Raw genomic sequence first — 24,495 nt, forward strand, 5'->3', positions numbered from 1 at the left:
ATATATCCTCCTATTAATAAATTGGAAAAGCTGATATAATCCTACCAGTTGATTTATCAAGAAACATTTGAATTTTCATTCCATTTGCTGCTCTACCGATATATGTATTTGTAGATCCTTTTACAAATTGAGCGTTTTGATAAGCTTCATTAATACACTTCAAAACTTGTACTCTATCCCATGCATCTGGGAAAAATGTGGAAGTTGGTCCTTTTACCACACCATTCACTGTAATCTTTGCTTCATATACGCCGTATTTATTAGGTTGTTTAGTAATCCTTAAAATTTCTCCTTCACCCATCATACTCACATGATGATACCCACCAGCTTGCCCTTTGTTATTTATATTCCCATGAAAGATATGTTCAACGGTACCATTATTTTTATAAATAGAATTAGGTTGGGACTTATATTTATTGAAGAATAAAAAAGTATCCTCGGCTTCATTAAAAGTAGAATAATCAAAAGACCTTAAATTAAGTCCGTTGGTATCGGCAAGAGCAAATTCGTTTTTTGGCATTAGAATATTATTCAACCTATCAATAAATTGCTTATACTTATCGGAATTCAATACGTTTTTTACACTTTGTATGAAGTTTACACTTTCACTAACTTTTGAAACTTCACCCACCTTCGAAACTGTACCTAATTTTGAAATTTTATCTGCACCTTTTGTTCCTACAAGTAATTGAGCAAGGGCTAGCTCGGCTTGCGCCACTGCATTTCCAGCCCATTTAGCTCTGCTATTCCAATCTCCATTTACAACATCTTGATTCCATGAATTAGAAATAGCTTGTTTTACAGCATCGAATGTTTCGTCTAGGTGAGAAAGGGCATACATAGCACTTTCAAAACTATCTATTGGGTGTAAGACTGTATTTACCAATCCTTTGAGTTCATCTATGACAGCTTCACGTTGTCCTTTTTTGTAGTTATGATAGAGTGTGGCGATATTTCCCACCGCTTCTATTCCGTCCTCAGCAGCATCCTTAAATTTATCAAGTAACGATTCGCCTTTTTTACTCTCTTCCTCAGCTTGACGAAGTTTATCTTCTGTAATTTTTTGAATAGACGCCGTCCACTCCATATTCAATCCTTGAGTGGTAAATGTACCGCTAACAACATTAAAACCTTTCCCACTTTGAACTTTCGCAAGACCTTGGGCAATACTGGCAGCTAGTGTGAAGTAATAACAAAGCCGATTCAATGTAATATGAGTCGGCCTTGTTTACTACAATTTTATTCTTCACCTTTTATAGCTTCTTTTAGTGTTTCAAGGGTCTGCTCTAACCATTCTACAGGTGTTAAATTTAATGCAGGGAAATAAATATCAGCATTATATTTAATAAATTCCTCTTTTTCACTATCAGTTAAATTACTGTTTAAAAATGAAAATATATCATTTATAGTATTTTCGATACAGATTTTAGTAACTTCTATTATAAATTCATTAAGAGCTTCCTCAGGTGATTCAATGTCTTGGTGAAATGTTCCTGCTAAAAAGTCACCTAATTCTTCATAAGGGCTATATTTATCTTCCATATAAATTCTCCTCTACTTTTCTGGATATCCTGTAATAATAAAACTTCCTTGGTTATCTTTTTTCAAAACAATCCTAGCATTTTCCACATCTAAAGCAATATCTGATCCTCTTTCGATATATCGACCAATTATATCCTCACCTTTATACCTTAGTGGTAAAGTTGGTCTGCTATTAGTATTGTTTAACCACCTATTTATTTTTGTTATATTTTGCGGGTTACTTAATACTTCATTAGCTACTCTCTCAGCTGTAGCTCGATCAGTAAAAGTTGACGCTGCTGGTATTCTAAGGTCTCTTTGTAATCTTTGTAACAACTCTGCATCTGTTTTTTCTACATGCCTTTCAATTAAATGCCCACCTCTTGCCTTATGGGCATTTAATCCTCCTCCTGGAGCTAAGGGACTACTATCTCCTGGTTTTACAGCATTAGTATCTCCGCCTTTAGTAAACTGATAAGTTGATAGCTTTTCTTCAGTTTCAAAAACAGCAGAATCCAGACTAGACCTTAGATTAAGTCCGTTGGTATCGGCAAAAGCAAGTCGATTTTCTATGTTTAAATCATCAACTAAACTTGTAAAAGTTTGTTGTAAGCGTGGTGCAGTGATTTCAGTTACTTTTGTGAAATTCGTACCTTTTACTAGCGTAGAGACCTTACTAGTGCCTTTATCCCCCATCCATACGAATTATTTTATCTATGGAAACATAATCACAAAAGAATTAAGGCAAAACTAAAAGGCATGAGCCCAGTACAATACCGAGCCCATGCCCAAGAAGTTACCTAATGAAATAACCTATCTCACTTTTTAGGGTCACTTCACCTATAAAAATATTAAAATGTGTGCACTATAAATCAAATTATCTGTTTCTCATCAAAGTTATGGTAATCCTATTAAACCTGGGGTTACCCCTTCTACTCTTGCCCACTCAAATAAACACTCAACTATCATTTGATTCTTACACTTAATTTTTAATAAACCTCCTTCTTCTGTCGTATTTATTTCAAAATAATCAATGATATTTTCTGTACCTAAACCTTCTATTGTTAAATTACGAATAGTATAGAAAGATATTTCTACATAAATTACATCCCACTTATTCCATCGCTTTGGCTTATTTTCAACATTTTCTTTTGTCATCAATTGGATAACTAATGTAGGACCATCTCTTTTAAGACGCACATCTAATAACTCTGATTCTTCAAATTTTGGTATTTTCCCAAAAATACTAATTAGCGCCTGTGGATTTAAAATTTTAAATTGATCAATCATTTTTATACTCCCTATTTTCTATTTTTTATTCCTCTTCTCAAAATAATAATGATCCGCCATCCCATCTACCTGTCCTGTTCGGGTATTGTATTCAGGTCTTACATTATGATGAGGCGGCTGATCTCCAATACCACCTTGTCCAAAATCATGACCAGCTGAATGATCCTGAATTACAATTTTTTGACCTTTTACTTCATATGTCAATTCTCGAGTCATAATAGGCTGTTTATTATCATTTAATATCCATTTACCATTGCTATCTGTTAATGGTACCATTTTTTGACTAATCGGATGTTGAGATTTAGGTATATTTAATTGCCTTTTAATTTCTTTTAAACTAGCTCCCCTAGATTCATGAGAATTTTCCCCCTCAATCTTCTTAACTTCAAAGCTTTTACTAGCATTATTTTCTAATCCCTTGAGTTCTCCACTACTTGCTTTAACAAAATAGTCGTTAATTGAAAACCCTTCATTTTTGAATGAACTCATACCAGCCAAAGCAAAACGGTCTCCCATTTGTAAATTACTTGCAACCTGGGACATGCCTTGTGAGAATTTTGAGACATTCGCACCTTTTGCTAGTGTAGTTACTTTGCTTATTTTACTTACTCCTTTATCACCAATTAATCCTAATCCAATTTGGGATAAAGCGTATGTACCCCATCTTGCACGACTTTCCGCATCACCATTTATTATATCTTGTTTAAATGACTCTGATAATACATGCCACATAGCAGGTAATGTTTCATCCAAGTGAGTAACAGCGTACCCCATATTCTTCCATGTTTCCAAATCACCTAATGCTACTATACCATCTATTGTATCTCCAATAGCTTGTCCTGCACCATCCCAAATACCATCACCGATTTTCTCTAATAGGGATTTTTCAGAATTACTATCACTCATTGCAGCTTTAAGTTTCTCAGCTTGACGAGCCTTATCCTCTGCAATTTTTTGAATAGACGCCGTCCATCCCATATTCAATTCTTGTACACTAAATGTTCCACTTGCAGGACTGAAACCTTTCCCACTTTGAACTTCCGCAAGACCTTGCGCGATGTTAGCAGCTAGTTGGAGTGCTGTATCATAATTACTACTAGAAGTATAATTGAATTCATGCAGATGTTCTAACTTTTCTTGAAGCTTTCGTTTCATCGCATCAAAAATATTCACCATAGCTTGCATACCTGGAAGGGTTCTACTAATTACTTCAATACCTGCTTTCGTTCGCTCAATCTCTCGATAGACTTAGGTGGAGGACAGTGGTGGAAATATGATCCGTCTTATATTCGATTTGAGAAGAAAAGCACTGTTGATTCATCTATTGTAGGAAAGCGTGTTGTTTCTAAAGTTGATAATCTACGTTCCTATGATTTTCCATCTTGGCAAGAGAAAGATGGGGCTGGAAGTGTTGAGGCAGGATTAAGATTTACTATTGATGAAAAAGTAATAGTAAATTGTTCTCCTCAGTATCAAGTACATAATTCGAAAGGGCAAACGTTTTATATTACGGCTAGTGATGCGTATGTAACTGTGCGTTAATACGAAAAGACCGCCTATTACGGGCGGTCGATTTTTACTAAGTATTTTTTAATGATTGTTTTAAGGTTTCAACTGTTTGTTCCAGCCATTCTATCGGAGTAAGTTTTAAGGAAGGGAAATAAATTTCAGTATAATATTCAATAAACTCTTCTTTTTCTTGTGCGGATAAATCACTTTTTAAAAATACAGTTATGTATTTTATAGTATTTTCTATACACACTTTGTGAGCTTCTTCTATAAATTCGTTTAATGCTTTTTCTGGTGTTCCCATATCTTGATGGAATGTTCCGTCTAAAAAGTCACTTAGCTCTTCATATATATAGTATTTATCAATCATAAGTATCCTCCTAAATTTCTATCTTACAGGGTAGCCTGTTCGAATATAACTTCCTTGTCCGTCTTTTTTTAAGACAATCTTAGCATTAGTTACCTCTAAAACATTTTCAGATCCTCTTGCAATTTGTCGACCAACGACTTCATCACCTCTATACCTTAACGCTAAAGTCGGCGGGCTATAAGGATCATTCAACCATCTTTCTATTTTACGTATATTTCGAGGGTCAGTTAACACTTCATCAGCAATTTTTTGAGCTTTTTCTAAATCATTAAAGGATGAAGATCCTGTGATATTTTGATCCTCTACTAATCGTTGAGCCAATGATTCATTAGATATTTCGACATGTCTTTCTATTAAATGTCCGCCTCTATTTTCGTGTTGTCTTAAATCACCATCAAATACACGTGGACTATATTGGGTTGATCTATCTATGTTTTCGGAAAAGGAAAAAGTATCTCTGGCTTCATTAAGAATAGGATTATCGGAAGACCTTAGATTAAGTCCGTTGGTATCGGCAAAAGCAAGTCGATTTTCTATGTTTAAATCATCAACTAAACTTGTAAAAGTTTGTTGTAAGCGTGGTGCAGTGATTTCAGTTACTTTTGTGAAATTCGTACCTTTTACTAGCGTAGAGACCTTACTAGTACCTTTATCCCCCATCCAGCCTAATCCAAGTTGCATAAAAGTATACGTTCCCCATCTTGTAATACTCTCAGCATCACCGTTGATTACATCATTAATAAATGAATCTGATAAGGCATTACACATAGTAGAAAACGTCTCTATGGGGTGACCTATAGCATACTTTATGTTCTCTTTTGTTACTGTATCGTCTAGTGATTTGAATCCTTCTATAATGTCTCCAACAGCCTGCCCTGAACCATAATAAATCCCATCCCAAACTTTCTTTAACATGGACTTTTCAGAATTACTATCACTCATTTCAGCTTTAAGTGTCTCTGCTTGACGAATTTTATCTTCTGTAATTTTTTGAATAGACGCCGTCCATCCCATATTCAATTCTTGTATACTAAATGTTCCTGTTGCGGGACTGAAACCTTTCCCGCTTTGAACTTCCGCAAGACCTTGCGCGATGCTGGCAGCTAGTTGGAGTGCTGTATCATAATTACTACTAGAAGTATAATTGAATTCATGCAGATGTTCTAACTTTTCTTGAAGCTTTCGTTTCATCGCATCAAAAATATTCACCATAACTTGCATGCCTGGAAGGATACTACTAATTCCTTCAATACCTGCTCTCGTTCGCTCGATCTCTCGAATTTGGTCTAGTATTTCTTGTTCAATGACATCTGTTGAAGCTACTTGTGATTGAAAATCGTTCGGAAAGGCATCATTCTGACGAATTAATTCCTCACACAAGTAAATGATTCCTTGAGCTAAAGGACGGAAGGTTTGTGCAAAGAAGGCTTTTGCACTGTCGTAAGTTTGCCCTTGCAGAACAGCATCGAATGCAAACGCATCAATCGAATTGATGGCTTGCTCCATACCTTGAATGGTAGCAACGCAAAAGGCATTCATACTTTGTGATTGGGTTCGCACTTCCCCTAGATACATATTTAAGCTCATGACTTCACCTCCCGTGCTAATTTTTGGCGTTGGTGGTAAAGGTCATTTTCTAAATTACTCAGGTTTCGTTTCTCCTTGAGCAACGTTTCTTTTTGGTCTTCCAATTCGTGGGCAAGCTTTCTCTCAATTTGCCCTGCATCTTGACGCATATTGTGAAAGAACTGTCTCAGTTCTCTATCGTTGTACCAAGTTTCTAAAATGCGATCAAACAAACGGCCACTTCGACCTTTCCATTCATAAAAATCTTCTTCCGTTTGTTCTTGTGTTTGAATAGCTTGTTGATTTTGAAATTGTTCTTCAGATAGACTTCTTAATTTTTCGTTCAGTTGATTGATTTGTTTTTCTATATCTTGACTCATCTTTTTCCTCCTACTTCTTACGTTCACGTAGGTTGTCATATTGGTTAAAAGTTCTTTTATTAAAGGAGAATTATGAAAAGTTTTTTTGAAGTTCGTTATCCATACGCTCAAACTCTTTGGCCACAGAATGAATGTTGTTAACTGCTTGTTGAAAAGCGGCATAAAACTGTTTTGTTAAATCCAAAGCTTGTTGATTGGCTTCTTGTGCTTTGGAGTTAACAGACAACGTTGTACGTTCCGACTTAGTTATGGATCTATTTGTTGCACTTTGAATCGTATCAGCAGCTGTCCCCATTTGCGTCGCGATTTGTTCTGCCGTTTGAAAATTACTTTGAAATTGTCCCATCGCTTGAATCCTCTCTATATTTTTCTGTCCAGTCTTTCAGAGTTTGTTCAAAAGTTTGTGAACTTCTTCATTACTTACTAAACTATGAAAATTATACCATATTAAAAAATGAGGGTTTCATGAAAAATCTCCAATTATTGTATATTATTTTTTCTTTTTTGTACCTCCTCAAAGCACTTAACTGTGTTACATATGATAGTTTCCCCGTCCTCTACACTGTCTCTCTGTTGTAGCCTGTGTCTATCTCCGCGTAATGATAAAACACAAAGGATTGTATTGTCTTCATCTTCGAATGTACTTAGAAAACTCTAAATCCCTACTTTAGCGTAACTTTCTATTTGCTCTTTCATATAATCGTCTGGTTGATAAAATTGCTCTTTAGAAAATTCAATTTCTAATTCAATGAATACATGATTAAATTGTAAACACTCAGTCCAATCGGATATGAGGTAGTAAATTTTTCGAAAAAATTCATTATTCATATTATTAATAGGTAAAAACCTATACTATAGTAATCAGTCATCTTTTATGAAAGGGTGTATACAATGAAACAGCAGATCAAAAAAGTTCTTATTATCGGCGGTGGAATAGGTGGACTATCTGCTGCAATTGCTTTAAGAAAAAATGGTTTATCTGTAACAGTATGTGAGTCTTCGAGTAGTAATTCACTTAAAGGTGCAGGCATTTTGCAACCTCAAAATTCATTTGGAGTTCTCAAAGAATTAGGTATATATGAACAATGCTTAAATAAAGGATTTCAACTCAATTCCCTAAAAATTTTTGATAAAGATGGCATGATAATAAGTGAAATTAGTGAAAGATTTATGGATGAAAACCTACCAGGTAGAAATGCTATTTGGCGTTCTGAATTAAGCGGAATATTAGTTGCAAAAGCTCAGTCTTTAGGGGTAAATATAGAATGGAATAAAACCCTAAAGTCTTATACCGAACATGAATATGGGGTTAATGTAACTTTTGAAGACGAAAGTACTCTCACTTGCGATATTCTTATAGGGTTTGATGGCATTCGTTCTAAAGTCAGGGATATAATGCTGGGGCGAAAAATCCATCCTCAATTTTTAGGTATGGGATCATGGAGGTTCCCTATAGAATTTCCTAAGAGTAAATCTTTTAATGAGACGCTCATGTTTCATAATGGAAGCACTAAAATTGGTATTGTACCATTGTCTGAAAGTGCGGGCTATGCTTTTATCTTGAAGCCGGTAAAGATAGATTACTGGGATGATAAAATGACACGTTATGAAAGAGTGATGAACATTGTAGATCAATTTAAAGGAGCATCAATTTTAATTAAAGAGGGGCTTTCTAAAGATTCTCCCATTATCTTTAATCTAGTTGAAGAAGTTGTATTGGAAGAGAACTGGTACAGCAACCGTGTAGTCATTGGTGGAGATGCTGCTCATGCCAGTGCACCAAATTTAGCCCAAGGAGCTGCAATGGCAATAGAAGATGCCATAGTATTAGCAGAAGAAATTGATAATCATGATTACTTTTATACAGCATTTCAATCCTATTTTAAGAGAAGGTATTATAGAGCTCAAAAAATTCAAAAGCTATCTTCAGAACTTATAAGAAAAGAATTACTAAGGGAAGAAGGTAGTGAAAAAATTATAATGGCGTGTCATTCTTTTCTTAGTACAGCCTACTAATCCAAAATATTAAATTAGCAAATCAAACTTTATATTGTAAAAAAGCCAATTTTTTGTGAATGTCTTTCCCTCACAGGAATATTCAAGTAACTGAGGCATATCGTGTTATGCCTTCTATTAAAGACAGGAACTTTATTTCCTGTCGCTGAATAAAATAGTGTGCCTAATAGTAATAGAGAGATATAGAAAAAATCTATTTTCCAAAGGGGTAGAGCAGAAATGAAAAATCAAACAAAGGACATTCAATCGATAAAGGACTTATTTGTGGCGTTGAGCAATGCCTGGAACAAGGGGGACGGAGGCGCTTACGGCGATTGCTTTACAGAAGACGCAGATTATGTGACGTTCATGGGACAGCATTTAAAAGGAAGAAAGCAGATAGCTGAAGTTCATCAAATGTTATTTAATGGTCCACTCAAAGGCACAACTTTGGAATCCAGTCTCACTATTGAAGTGCAGCCGCGCTTTATAGCATCCGATGTAGCCATTGTTCATGGGATCGGGGAAGTGAAATTGCCTAATTCTGCGGAGGACCCTAATGAACGGGGATCGATCAATACGAATATAGTAATCAAACAAAACGATGAATGGAAAATAACCGCGTTCCATAATTGCCGCATCCAGCAAATACATGGTGGTCGAAATTAATTCGGATACGAAGATTTGACGCTTACATCTCCGCCAAACGCTTCGACAACGGATAAATACCACATTGCGTAGTTTTAGAGGCTGGACAAACTTTAAAGAGTTTTTAAGAAGATGAAATTAGAATACTATTAACTGAGGTTTTACATTACGGAGAAAGATTAGTTAATTGAACTCCCCCCACCTACTGCTTCGCGATTGAGGTGGGGGTCTTACTGTCCATAATGTGGGATAAAAATCAGAATGCAAAGCCTTAGTCCAAACAATTTATGATGAGTTAACGAATGAAAGAAAATTTAAAAGGCATGAGCTTGGTACAATACCAAACTCATGCCTTACAAGCTTCCTAATGAAATAGAAGTCAGTTCATATGAAACAATGGTTGTTTTTGTTTAAATTTATACATAATCTTAACTTGATAGCTATGGTATTCATGACAGCCAACAAATCTCCCACCTACACAATAGAAAACACCAGGTAAACTCCAATAACAACGAAAACAGCTAACGTCTTAATCAAAGTAATGCCGAAAATCTCTTTATAAGCTTCACGATGCGTTAAGCCTGTAACTGCAAGCAAAGTTATAACTGCTCCGTTATGAGGAAGAGTATCCATACCTCCTGCCGCCATTGCGATTACACGATGCAGTACATCTAATGGAATACCGAAATTCGTTGCCGCTTCAATATATTTCTCCGCCATCAAACCTAATGTAATGCTCATTCCGCCTGATCCTGAGCCCGTCAGCCCGCATAATATATTTGTCATGACCGCTCCGCTGATTAAAGGATTTGAAAATGTCCCAGTCAAATAGTTTTGAATCATAACAAAGCCGGGTAAAGCTGCTATGACGGCACCGAACCCAAACTCGGCTGCAGTGTTCATGGCAGCTAGAATAGAACCACTTACTCCCACGCTTGTAATAGATTGAAAATGTTCTTTTACTGCTTGGAAGTTTAATAATACAGCGGTCAGTATACCGATAAGAAGCGCCATTTCCACTGACCAAATACCCACTACCTGCGTCATATCAATCTTTCCGTAATCCTTCAAACCTATTGTCGCGAAATCAAATCCGTTTGCATACCAAACGGGGATGAATTCTGTAAAGACTTTATTCATCACACCGACTAATACAAGCGGAAGGAAAGCTATCCAGTGACCGATTGTAATGGCATCTCCTGAGACAATCGGCATTGGCGCAGGTTGACTGACGCTAGTTGTAGCAGCCATTTCAGAAGTGGCACCGTTTTTTCCGAAATAACCCTCGCCATTAGCAGCTGCCTTCTTCCTACATCTCTCCAGATACAGCATGCCGCATGTAAAGATAAACAATGCGCCGATGATCCCTAATGTCGGAGCTGCATAAATATTAGTTTTAAAGAACGTAGTCGGAATGACGTTCTGGATTTGAGGAGATCCAGGAAGCGAATCCATGGAAAACGTGAATGCACTGAATGCGATTGTTGCCGGAATGAGACGTTTCGGAATATCAGCTTCGCGGAATAACTGCGCCGCAAATGGATAAATTGCAAATACTGCGACAAATAAGCTTACACCGCTGTATGTAAGAATCGCTCCCATCAGCACGATGGAAAGAATGGCTCTTTTCGCACCTATAAAACGGACAATGATTTTCGCGATTTTCTCTGCTATACCAGTAACTTCAACCAATTTACCGAATATCGCACCAAGCAAAAACACAGGAAAATATAATTTTATGAATCCGACCATCTTCGTCATAAAAACATTGGAAAAGAACGGAAGAACATGCCCCGGCTCCGTCAAAAACACAGCCAGCAAAGCACACAAAGGAGCGAACAGAATCACAGAGAAACCCCGATAAGCTAGAAATATAAGCAGGCCGAGCGATAACAACACAATCAATAAATCCATAACTCCAATCCCCCCTCAATAAAAATGAATTTTCTTAAATTCTTGTATATATCGTTGGATGCCTGTTAGGGACAGGCATCCGGGTATGAAGCTGCTTTCTGCAAATTTGCAGCCATACCTTTTTATTTATGATGAAAAAGCGGCATCCTTTTTTCTATAAAAGCTTCCACTCCCTCTTTTACATCACTCGTTTGAAATACATGGCCAAAGTTTTGTGCTTCCACTTTAAGCCCTTCCTCAAGAGAAAGAGACAGCCCCTTATTGATGGATTGTTTCATCAAAGATAGAGCCGGAAGGGAAAAACGGGTCATCTTTGCGGCCAGCTCCTTCGCCTTATTCAGCGCTTCACCACGCGGAACAACATGATTCACCAGACCCGCTTGCCAAGCCTCTTCAGCAGTGAGCGGTTCACCGGTAAACATAATTTCTTTTGCCCTTGCAGCCCCTATTAAGCGAGGCAAACGCTGCGTTCCTCCCGCCCCTGGAAACAAGCCCAGCTTAACTTCCGGAAGCCCGATTCGAGCATGTTCTTCCATAATCCGTAAATCACAGGATAAAGCTAACTCACACCCGCCTCCAAGCGCCAATCCGTTAATAGCGGCGATTACAGGCTTTGGCAGTCTTTCCATTTTATTTAACGGGTTCTGAAGCCACAATGATTTTTCCTCGGCATATTCACTTCCTTTTCCAATCCATTCCGGAAATGACTTGATATCCCCTCCAGCAACGAAGGCTTTTTCTCCAGCGCCGGTTATCAATACAACAATTACTTCATCATCCCGTTTAATTTCATCAACCGCTGCCGTCAGTTGTTCGATCACGGCATAGCTCAGTACATTAACAGGAGGATTATCAATCATAATGGTTGCAATCCCTTTTTCTTTAGACCATGAAACAACCTGCTTATTTTCCAATGCGATCCCTTCTTTCCAACATGTAATAAGACACACATTTTCTATGAAACAATCATCTTCAGCTCGTTCTTGTGATTACATATCCAGCCTGCTCACGATCCCAAGCAGTACCGATTCCTTCCTCCTTCAGCTTGAACTTCTGAATCCGTTCCGTCGCGGTTTTTGGAAAGGATTCACTGAACTGGACGTATCGCGGCACCATAAAATAAGCCATGCGTTCTTGACACCAATCTATAATCTCTTCATGAGACATCATTTCTCCTTGCTTCAAAATCACATATAATTTGACATCCTCTTCCCCTACTTCCGACGGAACGCCGATAGCTGCTGATTCAAGAACCTTCGGATGATTGTTCACGACCTTTTCAATTTCCCAAGAAGAGATGTTTTCTCCGCGCCTCCGGATACATTGTTTGATCCGATCGCAAAAGTATAAGTAACCTTCCTCATCCCGATAACCGCGATCTCCTGTATGGAACCATCCTCCTTCCAACGCCTCCTCCGTTTTATCCGGCATTTTATAGTAGCCTTCCATGACTGCCTGTGAGGAGCGGATGATAATCTCCCCGATTTCACCAATCGGCACTTCGTCTCCCTCCTCGTTGACGACTTTCGTCTCTACGTAGGAATACGGTTTTCCGATAGAAGGCGGCTTATTGGCGTTCAATGGATTCGTTAAACAAAAACCCGTCGTCTCCGTTAACCCATAGCCTTCCACGATCCGAACGCCGAATCTCTCCTCAAACGGCTTCCAAAATTCTTTAGGCGTAGCGGCACATGCCGTCACCCTTGCAGGATTTTCATGATCGTTCTCCTTTTCCGGCTGCTTGCAGAGAATCGGAATCATGGATCCTAAAGAATTGAAAATCGTCGCACCATGATAGCGGATTTCATCCCAAAAACGAGAAGCACTAAAACGCTTGCCAAGTGCGACCGTCGCATTGGAATGAATAGCACCGAGCACTGTATGGGCTTGGGCATTAATATGGAATAACGGCAGCGCTGTAAATAAAACATCTTTTGAATTCGCGCCAACCATATGATCGGCGAATGACTGTGCGGAATTTACATAAGCAGAATGACTTAACATGACCCCTTTAGGCAATCCAGTCGTTCCAGAGGTGTAAAGGATACTGTTGATAGAAGAGGAGGAAACAGCTTCATTTGGAAAATGGTGATAATTTGTATTCAATACATCTTTCAATCCGATTACCGGTCGTTCTTCACCATTCCCCATCATGATGACGCTTTCATTATTACTGTGGACAACAATTTGAATTTCCCTTTGTATAAATGGCAAACAAGAAGCAATTTGAGAAACGAATTCCTTATCAACGATAATAAGCTTACAATCGGAATGGGATAAAATATACTGCAGGCCTTCTCCTTTTAAATGCACATTAAGAGGCACCGCGATTGCTCCCATAAAAGATAAAGAAAACCACACATCCAGATATTCAGGAGCGTTATGTAGCATAATACAAACCTTGTCACCTTTTTGGATACCCAGCTCACGAAATCCCGCTGCGGCCCTAGTGATCCGATGATAGAGCTCTTCATAGGTGACCCTTTGTTCTTCAAATTGCAAATACACCTTATTTGGTGTCTTTTCGATACTTTGCATAATAAAATGCGGCAGGCTGTAATTCTCCATCATTGGCTTCTATTCCCCTTTCTGCTAAACTCTTTTTTATCCCCAAAATTACGAGGCTTTTATTTTTATATAGCAAGAGGTATGCCAAAACTCTAATCGTTATCAAATTCCTTATTTCTTCAGGGACATGCTGTCAAAATCCTTATATGTATACCTGCATGTGTCGCATTTATACTACAAATTATAACTATGACTCTTTTATGAATGTCGCATATGCAAGACACCGTCGCAAAAACGCGACGGTGAATATTGCTGTACACTCTATTGGCATCTTCAGCCCAAACAAAAAAAGGGCCTGTTCGCCCTTTCCATTTCCTCATTGTATGTCATATCTGTCTATTTTCCGATATAAGCTGGCCCGATGAATTCCTAAAAGCTCAGCTGCCTCTTTTCTGTTTCCAGATGTTTTTTCTAGAGCTCTAGCAATCACCCGTTTTTCAGCTGATTCCACTTCCATGTGCAGTGAATAATTCATCTCAATCTCATCTTGATCTACCGCAAACATTTCATGATACAGCTCCTCTGGCAAACCCTTTTTCCGCAAGTAGACAGGAAGGTGATGCACTTGAATAATAGTTCCTTCAACAACATTCATCGATCGTTCGAGCACATTCTCCAGCTCCCTAATATTCCCTGGCCAATCATGCTCCATGAATATATCTCTCACTCTCTCATCCAATGAAATAACACTGCTTCCAAGCTCCTCATTCAATTTCCGAATTAAAAATTTCGTTATATGTATAATGTCTTCCTTTCTTTCTCTTAACGGAGGAATATCAATCGCAAAAACATACAACCGATAATATAAATCCTCTCTGAATTCCCCTTTTTGAACCATTTCAATGAGATTTCGATGTGTCGCCGCAATGAAACGGACATCAATCTTGCGAATGTTCGTGCCGCCGATTCTTTCAATCTCTTTCTCCTGAAGAACGCGAAGCAATTTAACCTGCATGTCCAACGGCATATCGCCGATTTCATCCAAAAACAACGTTCCATTATGGGCCAGCTCAATCTTCCCAGGCTTTCCACCTTTTTTAGCTCCTGTAAAGGCACCCTCTTCATACCCGAACAGTTCAGCCTCCAAAAGATCCCTCGGAATCGCGGCACAATTCAAACGAATAAATGAACCTGCAGCACGCGGACTAGCATTATGAACCGCATGAGCAAAGAGCTCTTTCCCTGTTCCGCTTTCACCTCTTATCAAAATAGTAGACCGGCTTTTTGAAACCTTTAAGGCCATAGCCTTCACTTCGTTCATTTTCTCGCTCTCTCCTATAATGCTTTGAAATGAAAGCTTCCCCCGTTGCAGCCGTTTTAATTCAGACTGATAGTATGACAGCTTTGATTCCATCGTGCTAATCTGATCGGCTAAAGCCTTAAACTGCTGTATATCATGGAACATGATTTTGCCTATGGCACCAATGATTTTACCTTCCTTAGCTATAGGTATACGAATTGCAATAATATTCCGATTATTTATACGCTGGATATGTCCGATTTCCGCATTCCCCGTTTTCACGATAATATGCATCCTCGTATTCTCAACAACTTCCGTACAATGCTTTCCGATCGCTTCCTTAGGGTCATCGATTTCCAAAAATTGCGCATAAGAACCGCTAATGAAATTGATGATTCCTTGCTCATCCACCCCTAAAATACATTCAGACAGCAGATTCAAAGCATTTTCATACTGACTGATGATGGTTTCCAAGGACTGTATGCTCTTTTCCTTGCTTTGCTTGTTTTCCATGATTACAATCGATCCGGTTTTTTTCCCATCCTGATATACAGAGGATTCGTTCACGATAAACGCTTGATTGCCGATCTTACACTCGTACTTGTACAGGTTATCATTTTGATTGACTAATAGCTTTTTACTATTGGGAATGATTGTTGATATTTGCTTGCCAATTATTTCATTTTCTGTTTTGTTTAACATACTACTGAATGATTGATTGCTGAATGTGATGGTTCCGTCATGATTTGTGACGGCTATTCCGTTATTCATTAACTGAATAGCATGGCCGGTTAACTGCAGATTTACCCCTTCATCAATATGCATTTGAAAACCTCCCTATCAAATAGCGCTCTTTCTTGTATGTAATATATATCCATTTTACAACACCTTGTTAAATACTTGGAACTCCTAAAATTATTAAAAGTTCATTCAGTTGATTAATCGGCTTATAAGCAAACTACGACTTTAGGTTCACAATTATCTTTCTTAAGTCGTTCATGACTTTCTTGAGGTTTAATTATGAATATATTAAAACGCCGACCCAACTAAACATCCACTTGTTGAATCGGCGTTTTATATCTATGATCCTTAACATTTCGATGTTCCGCACAGAGGTTCAGAATGTACATCGAAATAATCATTAATTAATCCCTATAATGATTTTTCACCGTTAAATACTACGATTAGAAAATTGTATAGGGATCACACAATCACTCATTAATAAAAAAGTGCCCTATCGAAATAGAAGCACTAAAAACATTTCGATTATTATAATAGCCAGCTAAGTGCCTGTAACCTTGCCCGTTAATATTTATCCTCCAAGATGTACTGAACTGTTTGTCTTTTAAACTCTTCATCATATCTTTTCACGTAAACACCTCATGTTTAATTTTTTCTCATTAATAATCCATGTCTACTACTCAGTCTAATATCACAATTCATCAATTCTTACACAAGACATACCTCGGCTTGATACTTCTTTAAAGACATCTTTTAATGCATGAATGGTATTCATAGGAGCATCTTCATCCGCTCCAAAGGTTTTTCCACAATCATGCAAGAGGATGACATCCCCATTTTTTATACCCCGTAATAGTCTATTTTTAACTTTTTCACTGCCGCCTTTACTACTCCAATCCTCTGCCATTACCGACCATAGGATGATCTTATACTTTTTCATTAGAAAAAAATCGAATAAATTTAATAATCCCCATGGCGGACGATAATAGACGGGACGTTCCCCAGTAATGTTTTCAATGATGGAAGCACTCTTCCTTAAATGCCGCCTTATCGTCCAAGGGGCCATAATCCAATTGGACTTGTGCACGTAATTATGCATTCCTATTAAATGCCCCTCTGCTTGCATTCTTTCAATTAACTCAGGGTATTGTTCCGCTTTAGAACCGACGACAAAAAATGTCGCTTTCATATTATTTATTTTTAACAAATCCAATAGCTGCGGAGTATACATAGGATTTGGACCGTCATCAAAAGTAAAAGCAATTTTTGCAGAAGAATCTTTCCTTTTTAATACCCCGATACCAAAACCGGTAATAAGAATATATGGAACAAACCAGTATAATGCCAGTAAGAACAACACCAGTAAAATAACCTTGACCATTTCCTACACTATCCCCCTTTCTATAATTTCTGTTCTTGCAGTGTTTCATTTTAGAAGTGCTTGATAAGAGCCTTAATCCATTTTTCTTCGTAAGACAATACTTAAGATAAAAGACAAGATAAAAAGTCCGCCGCCAAGTATAAAAGGAATGAATCTTCCATAACGCACCCCCGCAAATAGGCTGCTTACCGATATCGTATAAGGCAATATCCCTAAGGCGGTCGTCCATATAAATGCCCTTCTGTTTACGCCCAGTATACCTGCCGTATAGTTGATGAAATGATAAGGAACCAACGGCACAAAGCGCAGAATCAAAAGCCCCGTAACTCCTTGTTTTTGTAGCCAACGATCTATCTTTACCAGATAAGGTTTAGCCAATGATTCAATGACTGGACGAGCAAGCCAATTGGATAGATGATACGCAAGGACTGCCCCTAAGATCCCGCCAATCCATGAATAGAATCCACCTGCAACTGCACCGTATATTTCTATAAGAAAAAGAGAAACAAATTCGCCGGGCACAGGGATTACATTGACAACCGTTTGAATCAGAATACCTAACAATATCCCGAAAACACCAAGATGACGAATGGATTCAAGCCATACTTTTGCCAATCCTGTATGAAGAAAATATAAATATATTCCTGTGAGAAGTAAGAAGATAATCAAACTTCCAATTGATAAAGAGCGAGCTACTGGTTTCTTGAACTTGTATGACGCAAACCTTGAAATTCCCATATTTCACCTTATTAACTAATCATGAACCAAACGAATACATTAGGTCATGTACATTATTATTGTTTTCTTTTGTATTCATAATTACTTCTACTGATGCAAACGCAGATTCTTTAGGATGAAATTGTTTCGAATTCTCCCTCATCTGTTGAAGTAGTTCTACATTGCTCAGTAATTTGGATAAATGATCCATTAAATCCCGATCCGTTTTTGCTTGAATCGCCACGCCTGAACGAACTAAAAATTTAGCGTTATCCTGTTCTTGACCAGGAATAGGTTTATAAAGAAGTATAGGCAATTCCATGGCAATCGCCTCAAAAGTACTGACTCCTCCTGGTTTTGTAATCATTAGATCGGAAATAGCCATTAACTCATGAACGTAATTGATATAACCAGTGAGATGGATGTGATGTTTGGAATCCTTTAACTTTTCCTTTAATTGCATACGGAGTTTTTCATTATGTCCACAGACAATGATGAATTGAATAGGCTGCGATAATGTATCAAACTCCCGAAAGGTGGAACTTCCATCACCAATCATGCCATAGCCGCCCCCCATTACTAACACTGTAGGAATATGAGGATCTAAACCATATTTCTCGAAAATTCCCTCTCGTTCAAAGGACTGAGAAAATTGCTGTCGAATCGGAATCCCTGTATGAGCAATCCGATTCTCTTTAACGCCTAAGTGAATCAGAGAATCGCGGACAATACTTGAGCCGACGATATATTGATCCGTAAAAGGATAAATCCAGCAACTATGATCTGTATGATCAGTAATGGTAGTTACAGTAGGAATATCGGTTAAACCATAGGATTTCAACCTTGACATCACAGCTGCTGCCAAAGGAAACGTACTGACTACGACGGTCGGCTGCACTTCTTCAATCAATTTTAGCAATCGTCCGAAACCTGTAGAGAAAATCGTCTTTATCAAATTGGATAAAGTGTTCACTCTCCGTGTTTTTTGATAAATATACCCATACACCCAAGGGAATTTTTTTACTCCTTGGAGAAAAAGAAAACGGCTTACATGACTAGAATAGGGATGGACCCATTGCATAAAATCAAAAATCACCGGTTCTAATGCCGGAAATCGAATTTGTATCGCTTCATGTAGAGCTTGGGCTACTTGAATATGACCATCCCCATAATTTCCGGTAAGGATTAAAATTTTTTCTTTACTTACTACCTCCATTGATCTCTGCTCCTTTAAAGTCTTCATGTGACTTCTATCTATGAGTTTCGAGTGCCCCACATAATCCAGTGGTTCATCTCAACACGAATGGCTAAACTGAAAACGATTTCTTAGCAACATGTTTTACTGTACGTTTCGGTAATAATAACCACCTATACACAAGCTCTACCATTTTAAATAAACATTCAACCTATACAATGACGGTTACAACCTCCATAATGACATGTTGTTTTATAAATAAAAACCATCTAATCTAACAATTAGATGGCTTTTTCTATACATAATATTCTTATGTTATTTTTAATGGTATAGTTCTTTCTTCACATTCTTTTTTAGTATCTTGTTTGTCGCATTTTTAGGAAGAGAATCTACTGATATTAAGTAAAAAGATGTAAAGTTCATTCTTAAACTTTTAGAAATTTAAAAACAAAAGTACCTTCTCATTTGTACCCTCCCCTGAATAACGAGAAATCACCTACTATTCAGGGGATCACATCTTAGTTACAACTACTGATGTTTTACGTTACAGAGAAAAATAAGTTAAATAAATTAAAATCAACAACAAAAAAACCGCCCTTGTAGGCGGTTTTACTTTACGCTTATACGTTCACTTTCTCTAACTCCATTGCCATGTGGAAAATTAATGAAATCTCCCCTTCTAAAAGAACGTAGGTTCGTATATAATAAGAACAAACGTTCTTATTATTAGGAGTGATTGCTTTGTATGACTATTCTCTTTTACCAAAACGGAACATCTTATGTGTAGATTTACGAAGTTTTTACACTAGTGTTTCCTGCATCAAAATGGGTCTCGATCCATTGCGCACAAAACTAGCTGTTGTTGGCGATGTGAATAGGCAAGGATCGATTGTGTTAGCCGCCACTCCTCCTTTAAAAGAATTAGGAGTTAAAAAGATGAGCCGATTATATGAAATTCCACGGCGTCACGACATACTCATAGTAAATCCTACTATGGAAATATATATTAGATGTTCAAATTACATAACAACATTAGCTCTACAATACGTTGCTTTTGAAGATTTTCACCAGTATTCCATTGATGAATTCTTTATGGACATTACAGCAAGTTTACATCTGTTCGCACGAACTCCATACGAATTTGCTATGAAGTTCAAAAGAGAAATATATCATAAGACACGTATTGATAGCACAATTGGAATTGGTCCTAATGTATTAATGAGTAAAGTTGCCCTTGATGTGGAAGCGAAAAAGAGCGCTGACGGGATTGCATATTGGAGTTATGAAGATGTGCCGGAAAAACTATGGCCAATCCGTCCACTCAGCAAATTTTGGGGAATATCGAGTAAGACCGAAGTAAAGTTAAATCGCAAAGGTATCCATACAATCGGTGATCTGGCCCATTATCCTATCAAGTACCTAAAGGAATCATTCGGTATCATTGGAGAAGAACTTCATTTACATAGTAATGGCATTGATTTTAGTCTCATTTCTGAAAAGTATATACCGAATGAGACTTCAGTCGGTAAAAGTCAAATACTCATGCGAGATTATACAACAGATGAAGTTCCGCCAGTTCTCTTAGAACATACCGAAGAAGTTTGTTATAGATTGAGGAGAAAAAGAAAATTAGCAAGGACTATACAGTTTTCCATTAGCTATAGCAAAGACTATCCGGGTGGATTCAAAAAAACTTGTACATTAGAGCGACCTACAAATTTAACTTTAGATATATACCGTGTTTGTTTCATGTTTTTAAAGCAACTCCATACAGGAGAACCGATTCGTACAATAAGCATTGCACTAACTAATTTAGTGAACGAAGGTGAAGAACAAATTAGTCTTTTTGATGACATACGAATGAGAGAAAGAGAAATTATACTAGCCAGAACGATGGATGAAATACGAACAAAGTTCGGTAAGAATAGCATTTTACGAGGTGTGTCTTATACTTCTACCGCAACAGGAAGATACAGAAATACACTTATTGGAGGGCACAAAGCATGAACAATACAGGAGTACCGAAAATGAAAGGGCGTGGGATGGTAAAATGGCAGCCATTTGCATCAATGCCTGAACAATTCGCTGGTATAAAACAAATCGTTGAGGAACAGACAAAAATACCACGCCCTATTCTTACACAAGATGCAAAAGAAGAAATCGAAAGAGCACTACTTGAATCAATGAAATTACAAAAAACAATTATGATTTCTTATTACCAAAACGGACAGATTCTACATGAGACAGCCGTTACAAAAGTGATTGCACGCCAAACAAGAATGGTGTTTTTTCAAGACTTGTTTGGGTTTACATTGCGGTTAAAATTTGATGATATTTTAGGTGTTTATTAGGATCTATTAACGTGTATTTTATGAAATCTGAATTTCTGTATTTAAAGGGATTTGAAAGTGTTGAGCACTTTCAAAAGAAATGAGTGAAATATATTGAATACTATAATCACACTCCCCTCTTAAAAAAAACATATAACTAATCACGGAAGTTATCTTCTATACTAGATGATTCATCTAGCAACTTTTCTAAAAAGCTTGAGGCTAGGCATTATGAAAGATAGAAATTGGAGAGCTATCGGGCACATACACTTGCGAATTTGTTGTTGAAAAAGCAGAGAAAAAACAACCTTTACTGGTAATTAAAATAGACTAACAACCATTTGTTAGTCTATTTTCCCCCTATTGTACGATTTTTTGCTACCACCATAAGAATTGTCTGGATACTAATATTAGAAAAGTAAGTCATCAAATGGATCAGTTTCTTCTTTAGAAAAGAAATCCTCAAGTTCTTCAGGTAACTCAAACGATTCCACATCAATAAATGGATTATTAGATTCAATTGTCTCTAAATAAACAAACTTATCTTTTTCATTAGATATTAATTCAGTAACTGCATCCCTGTCTAAATTACTCAATATACTGGTATACACTTTCATTATAGGATTTGATCTAGAAACATATTTATATATCTGATTCCTATTACTCTTCTCATGGCTAATTAAACCTACAATTGCACTTATAACCATTTCAGGTGCATTACCCCTCGCAATTTTCTTCTTTAGTTCCAGCAACCCGTAACTATTTTCTTGAATTTCTAGAATTAAACACTTAACCACATTAGTAGTAGAAGAATGGTTATATATTGTGAAAAGTATATCAACAATGAATTCATTCAGCTGAGTGAATTCTATCAGTATTTTTGCAATCCAAAACAACTGATATTCATGTAGTTGCTCATTATTTCTAATATAGCCCTTAAAAATATTAACTATCTCATTATCTAAGTACATAAAATTTCTTCTTATGCTATGATACAGATTTTTTGTGAGGTTAGGTGCTTTTTCAAGAACTAGTTTAACTAATTCAATATTTTCTTCTTGTGTAGTTGATAGTAAAGTTAAGATTAGTTCTATATCCTCTTCCTCTAAATTTCTAGAATTTTGAAGTTTTTGTTTTAAATAGTTTTCCTGCTCTAAAGTTAATTCGGGTTTATCTTCTCCAACTTCCTCAGAGTACCAATCGATAAAAGATGCTCTGGTTTGAAGTAAAGATTTTTTTATATCTTCAATTTGGAGCACTTCGTCCTCACTAGTTTTTAAAATTGCGGATTTAGACTCATTAAGTGAAAGTCCTTTTTCACCCAATAACTTTTGTATTTTTAGTACATCATTTTGAATAGTATCATGACTATTTGAAAACAAGAAGATATCATCCATGAAACGAATAATAACTTCTGATTTTAACTCTCTTGATTCTTCAACAAAACTTAAAAAGAAGCTTCCTACTATTTTGGCAGGAATTAAACCTTGTGGCATACAGCTTGTACTTCTTCCCTCGTTTATTTCTCTAAGAAACCTACCAAATTTCTCAGATTCTTCTTGTCCTATAATTCTCGCTATATAACTTACCATATCATGATGGTATATATTATTAAAGCAGTTAGCTATATCTAACTTTGCCATATATACGTATTCTGTTTTTTTCTCATAAATCTCTTTCTTAAATTTATTATGTTCTTCAATCCCAGAAACAAGATTGCCATCTTCAAAACAATAACCAAAACTTTTTCTATTTGTTGTACCTTTTCTTTCAAAAAAAGATTTATGTCGATATACGAAATCATATAAAAAAGTTTGTGCAATTGGATCTAACACAAAAGTTTGCCTTACATGATTTTTATCTTTAGATGCATAAACTAAAGGTTGAACCAAGAAAAAGTTTTGGCTCTTCTGTTCAATCTTCTTAATCGTTTCTTTCTTTATTATTTGTTGTACTTTTTTATATTCATCCTCTGTCAGCATAAGTTTTAGCCAAGAAGAACTAAAAATATCTTCATTTATAAATTTTAATAATCTCTCTAGACCATATTTACTAAAAACTCTTATGGATGATAAAGGAAAAAGAGTTCTAAAATGGTCTTTGTCCATAAAATCATATAATTGATTAATTTCACTCATAAATTCACCTTTTTTAACCCTAATTTTAAACTTAATATATCATAACTGTATAAAATTGAGGACTAGATGCATCAAAATGAAATTCCTAACTTCAAGCACCTTTTACAACAAGCATATTCGAACAATAAACATATTAGTTTCTCCAGGTCTTCTCGCAGACCTGGAGAAACTAATAAAAAATGTAATCCATTTCTCTATGCAATGCAGTCTAATCTAGATATAGGTTAGACAAATATGTTGAACAAAGATTTTTATATTCCTCTACAATTGTTTTTGATGAATATGGTTTGTATTCCCTCAAAATATCGGAACGAGCATTCTTTTTTCATGAGGCCTTACACACACTTTATACTTAACCGCACACCTTGATTTAACAATATTTGATGGATTTTAAGAGCACCATATCGCTCTCCACTATCTTAATAAAGAGATATAATTTTTTAGTTAGTTCCTTTGTTTCAATGCTTTTGTTCTGTACTGAGATTAGTGGTAAGAACTTCTCGATCCCCCGAGAACTTGCCACATCATATGAACAGAGTATATTTCTTTTTAACAATCGATAAATTAATGTAATGATGTAGCCTTTTTTCTCATGAATATAGTCATAGCTTTTTTTAAAATTTCATTCTCTTCTTTTAGACGAAGCATTTCTTTTTTCATCCATTTTAAATCTTCTAACATCATGTCTTCTTCAGCAACTGATGTGATGGAAGAATATGTTTTAATTTAATTATAAACTGTTACTTCTGATACAGAATACTCACTGCTTAGTTCTTTAACAGATTGTCCTGAACGATATAACTCAACAACCATTTTTTAACTCTTCATTAAATTTCTTGTTTATCATAATACGTATACTTTCTCCTTAAAATTCATTGTAAGAACTTAACTAAGTTGTGTCTATATGACTAGCTCCACTAATATAAAAAGGAATACTAGTTCAATTAATATTTTGGGAGATTTAATGAATATGGTGGAGATAAACCAAATAG

19 protein-coding genes and 5 pseudogenes are annotated in these 24,495 nt (G+C 36.5%); 6 read left to right on the top strand and 18 right to left on the bottom strand.

All coding sequences use genetic code 11. The annotated features are described in order from the left end of the window. Positions 1-13: 13 nt before the first annotated feature. From ACTDJC_RS19335 to ACTDJC_RS19345, 3 genes and pseudogenes are all read right to left on the bottom strand, one after another. Positions 14-1,180: pseudogene (locus tag ACTDJC_RS19335) on the bottom strand (EndoU domain-containing protein); the annotation flags it as partial. 59 nt (positions 1,181-1,239) lie between these two features. Further along, positions 1,240-1,542 carry a contact-dependent growth inhibition system immunity protein gene (locus ACTDJC_RS19340; RefSeq protein ID WP_440604397.1) on the bottom strand — a complete coding sequence of 101 codons (303 nt, stop codon included), beginning with the start codon at positions 1,540-1,542 and terminating at the stop codon, positions 1,240-1,242. A 12-nt stretch (positions 1,543-1,554) separates the two neighbouring features. After that, a complete protein-coding gene (locus ACTDJC_RS19345) occupies positions 1,555-2,217 on the bottom strand; it encodes an RNase A-like domain-containing protein (RefSeq protein WP_253628789.1) in 663 nt (220 codons plus the stop codon). Positions 2,218-2,232: 15 nt separating this feature from the next. Here ACTDJC_RS19345 and ACTDJC_RS19350 point away from each other — a divergent pair. After that, positions 2,233-2,325, top strand: a pseudogene (locus tag ACTDJC_RS19350) (IS3 family transposase); the annotation flags it as partial. A gap of 93 nt (positions 2,326-2,418) precedes the next feature. Here ACTDJC_RS19350 and ACTDJC_RS19355 read toward each other — a convergent pair. Beyond that, a complete protein-coding gene (locus ACTDJC_RS19355) occupies positions 2,419-2,811 on the bottom strand; it encodes an immunity 50 family protein (protein WP_253628788.1) in 393 nt (130 codons plus the stop codon). Positions 2,812-2,829: 18 nt separating this feature from the next. Further along, a pseudogene (locus ACTDJC_RS19360) lies at positions 2,830-4,053 on the bottom strand (HNH/endonuclease VII fold putative polymorphic toxin); the annotation flags it as partial. On the opposite strand from ACTDJC_RS19360, the pseudogene ACTDJC_RS19365 reads away from it, so the two are divergent. Next, positions 4,054-4,353 (top strand): annotated as a pseudogene (locus tag ACTDJC_RS19365) (N-acetylmuramoyl-L-alanine amidase); the annotation flags it as partial. It abuts the pseudogene before it with no gap. 37 nt (positions 4,354-4,390) lie between these two features. Here ACTDJC_RS19365 and ACTDJC_RS19370 read toward each other — a convergent pair. The 4 genes from ACTDJC_RS19370 to ACTDJC_RS19385 all read right to left on the bottom strand — a co-directional run bounded on the left by ACTDJC_RS19370 (position 4,391) and on the right by ACTDJC_RS19385 (position 6,982). Continuing rightward, positions 4,391-4,690, bottom strand: a complete 300-nt coding sequence (locus ACTDJC_RS19370; protein ID WP_440604398.1) for a contact-dependent growth inhibition system immunity protein — start codon at positions 4,688-4,690, stop codon at positions 4,391-4,393. An 18-nt stretch (positions 4,691-4,708) separates the two neighbouring features. After that, positions 4,709-6,277, bottom strand: a complete 1,569-nt coding sequence (locus tag ACTDJC_RS19375) for an RNase A-like domain-containing protein (protein WP_440604399.1) — start codon at positions 6,275-6,277, stop codon at positions 4,709-4,711. Continuing rightward, on the bottom strand, positions 6,274-6,636 hold the full coding sequence (locus ACTDJC_RS19380) for a DUF3958 family protein (protein WP_440604400.1): 363 nt from the start codon (positions 6,634-6,636) through the stop codon (positions 6,274-6,276). The genes ACTDJC_RS19375 and ACTDJC_RS19380 overlap by 4 nt, the downstream gene beginning before the upstream one ends. Positions 6,637-6,706: 70 nt before the next feature. Beyond that, on the bottom strand, positions 6,707-6,982 hold the full coding sequence (locus ACTDJC_RS19385) for a TIGR04197 family type VII secretion effector (RefSeq protein ID WP_440604401.1): 276 nt from the start codon (positions 6,980-6,982) through the stop codon (positions 6,707-6,709). Positions 6,983-7,527: 545 nt separating this feature from the next. Here ACTDJC_RS19385 and ACTDJC_RS19390 point away from each other — a divergent pair. Both ACTDJC_RS19390 and ACTDJC_RS19395 read left to right on the top strand, forming a co-directional pair. Beyond that, positions 7,528-8,652 (top strand): FAD-dependent oxidoreductase, encoded by a 1,125-nt coding sequence (locus ACTDJC_RS19390; protein WP_440604402.1) that lies wholly within the window; start codon positions 7,528-7,530, stop codon positions 8,650-8,652. Positions 8,653-8,871: 219 nt separating this feature from the next. After that, on the top strand, positions 8,872-9,300 hold the full coding sequence (locus tag ACTDJC_RS19395; protein ID WP_440604403.1) for an SgcJ/EcaC family oxidoreductase: 429 nt from the start codon (positions 8,872-8,874) through the stop codon (positions 9,298-9,300). A gap of 453 nt (positions 9,301-9,753) precedes the next feature. Here the strand turns inward: ACTDJC_RS19395 and ACTDJC_RS19400 are convergent, their stop codons facing one another. The 7 genes from ACTDJC_RS19400 to ACTDJC_RS19430 all read right to left on the bottom strand — a co-directional run bounded on the left by ACTDJC_RS19400 (position 9,754) and on the right by ACTDJC_RS19430 (position 19,056). Beyond that, positions 9,754-11,193: a GntP family permease gene (locus ACTDJC_RS19400; RefSeq protein WP_440604404.1), complete on the bottom strand. Its 1,440-nt coding sequence runs from the start codon at positions 11,191-11,193 to the stop codon at positions 9,754-9,756. A gap of 122 nt (positions 11,194-11,315) precedes the next feature. Further along, positions 11,316-12,107: an enoyl-CoA hydratase gene (locus tag ACTDJC_RS19405; RefSeq protein ID WP_440604405.1), complete on the bottom strand. Its 792-nt coding sequence runs from the start codon at positions 12,105-12,107 to the stop codon at positions 11,316-11,318. A gap of 58 nt (positions 12,108-12,165) precedes the next feature. After that, positions 12,166-13,764: an ATP-dependent acyl-CoA ligase gene (locus ACTDJC_RS19410; protein WP_440604406.1), complete on the bottom strand. Its 1,599-nt coding sequence runs from the start codon at positions 13,762-13,764 to the stop codon at positions 12,166-12,168. 313 nt (positions 13,765-14,077) lie between these two features. Next, positions 14,078-15,826: a sigma 54-interacting transcriptional regulator gene (locus tag ACTDJC_RS19415; RefSeq protein ID WP_440604407.1), complete on the bottom strand. Its 1,749-nt coding sequence runs from the start codon at positions 15,824-15,826 to the stop codon at positions 14,078-14,080. A gap of 607 nt (positions 15,827-16,433) precedes the next feature. After that, positions 16,434-17,123 carry a polysaccharide deacetylase family protein gene (locus ACTDJC_RS19420; protein WP_440604408.1) on the bottom strand — a complete coding sequence of 230 codons (690 nt, stop codon included), beginning with the start codon at positions 17,121-17,123 and terminating at the stop codon, positions 16,434-16,436. Positions 17,124-17,195: 72 nt separating this feature from the next. Beyond that, on the bottom strand, positions 17,196-17,861 hold the full coding sequence (locus ACTDJC_RS19425) for a TVP38/TMEM64 family protein (RefSeq protein WP_440604409.1): 666 nt from the start codon (positions 17,859-17,861) through the stop codon (positions 17,196-17,198). 19 nt (positions 17,862-17,880) lie between these two features. Continuing rightward, positions 17,881-19,056: an MGDG synthase family glycosyltransferase gene (locus ACTDJC_RS19430; RefSeq protein ID WP_440604410.1), complete on the bottom strand. Its 1,176-nt coding sequence runs from the start codon at positions 19,054-19,056 to the stop codon at positions 17,881-17,883. 720 nt (positions 19,057-19,776) lie between these two features. Between ACTDJC_RS19430 and ACTDJC_RS19435 the strand changes: the two genes are divergently transcribed. Next, on the top strand, positions 19,777-21,042 hold the full coding sequence (locus ACTDJC_RS19435; RefSeq protein ID WP_440604411.1) for a Y-family DNA polymerase: 1,266 nt from the start codon (positions 19,777-19,779) through the stop codon (positions 21,040-21,042). After that, a complete protein-coding gene (locus ACTDJC_RS19440; protein WP_440604412.1) occupies positions 21,039-21,386 on the top strand; it encodes a YolD-like family protein in 348 nt (115 codons plus the stop codon). The genes ACTDJC_RS19435 and ACTDJC_RS19440 overlap by 4 nt, the downstream gene beginning before the upstream one ends. A gap of 389 nt (positions 21,387-21,775) precedes the next feature. Here the strand turns inward: ACTDJC_RS19440 and drt5 are convergent, their stop codons facing one another. Further along, positions 21,776-23,503: an antiviral reverse transcriptase Drt5 gene (gene drt5, locus ACTDJC_RS19445; protein ID WP_440604413.1), complete on the bottom strand. Its 1,728-nt coding sequence runs from the start codon at positions 23,501-23,503 to the stop codon at positions 21,776-21,778. A 244-nt stretch (positions 23,504-23,747) separates the two neighbouring features. After that, positions 23,748-24,350, bottom strand: a pseudogene (locus ACTDJC_RS19450) (IS3-like element ISBce13 family transposase); the annotation flags it as partial. Positions 24,351-24,495: the final 145 nt, after the last annotated feature.

This window comes from Bacillus sp. GB_SG_008 (assembly GCF_052038115.1).
Lineage (GTDB): Bacteria > Bacillota > Bacilli > Bacillales > Bacillaceae_G > Bacillus_A > Bacillus_A rhizoplanae.

Excerpts from the sequence above, each read along its gene's own strand:
- ACTDJC_RS19340 (WP_440604397.1), bottom strand. The coding sequence starts at position 1,542 with ATGGAAGATAAATATAGCCCTTATGAAGAATTAGGTGACTTTTTAGCA.
- ACTDJC_RS19345 (WP_253628789.1), bottom strand. The coding sequence starts at position 2,217 with ATGGGGGATAAAGGCACTAGTAAGGTCTCTACGCTAGTAAAAGGTACG.
- ACTDJC_RS19355 (WP_253628788.1), bottom strand. The coding sequence starts at position 2,811 with ATGATTGATCAATTTAAAATTTTAAATCCACAGGCGCTAATTAGTATT.
- ACTDJC_RS19370 (WP_440604398.1), bottom strand. The coding sequence starts at position 4,690 with ATGATTGATAAATACTATATATATGAAGAGCTAAGTGACTTTTTAGAC.
- ACTDJC_RS19375 (WP_440604399.1), bottom strand. The coding sequence starts at position 6,277 with ATGAGCTTAAATATGTATCTAGGGGAAGTGCGAACCCAATCACAAAGT.
- ACTDJC_RS19380 (WP_440604400.1), bottom strand. The coding sequence starts at position 6,636 with ATGAGTCAAGATATAGAAAAACAAATCAATCAACTGAACGAAAAATTA.
- ACTDJC_RS19385 (WP_440604401.1), bottom strand. The coding sequence starts at position 6,982 with ATGGGACAATTTCAAAGTAATTTTCAAACGGCAGAACAAATCGCGACG.
- ACTDJC_RS19390 (WP_440604402.1), top strand. The coding sequence starts at position 7,528 with ATGAAACAGCAGATCAAAAAAGTTCTTATTATCGGCGGTGGAATAGGT.
- ACTDJC_RS19395 (WP_440604403.1), top strand. The coding sequence starts at position 8,872 with ATGAAAAATCAAACAAAGGACATTCAATCGATAAAGGACTTATTTGTG.
- ACTDJC_RS19400 (WP_440604404.1), bottom strand. The coding sequence starts at position 11,193 with ATGGATTTATTGATTGTGTTGTTATCGCTCGGCCTGCTTATATTTCTA.
- ACTDJC_RS19410 (WP_440604406.1), bottom strand. The coding sequence starts at position 13,764 with ATGATGGAGAATTACAGCCTGCCGCATTTTATTATGCAAAGTATCGAA.
- ACTDJC_RS19415 (WP_440604407.1), bottom strand. The coding sequence starts at position 15,826 with ATGCATATTGATGAAGGGGTAAATCTGCAGTTAACCGGCCATGCTATT.
- ACTDJC_RS19420 (WP_440604408.1), bottom strand. The coding sequence starts at position 17,123 with ATGGTCAAGGTTATTTTACTGGTGTTGTTCTTACTGGCATTATACTGG.
- ACTDJC_RS19425 (WP_440604409.1), bottom strand. The coding sequence starts at position 17,861 with ATGGGAATTTCAAGGTTTGCGTCATACAAGTTCAAGAAACCAGTAGCT.
- ACTDJC_RS19430 (WP_440604410.1), bottom strand. The coding sequence starts at position 19,056 with ATGGAGGTAGTAAGTAAAGAAAAAATTTTAATCCTTACCGGAAATTAT.
- ACTDJC_RS19440 (WP_440604412.1), top strand. The coding sequence starts at position 21,039 with ATGAACAATACAGGAGTACCGAAAATGAAAGGGCGTGGGATGGTAAAA.
- drt5 (WP_440604413.1), bottom strand. The coding sequence starts at position 23,503 with ATGAGTGAAATTAATCAATTATATGATTTTATGGACAAAGACCATTTT.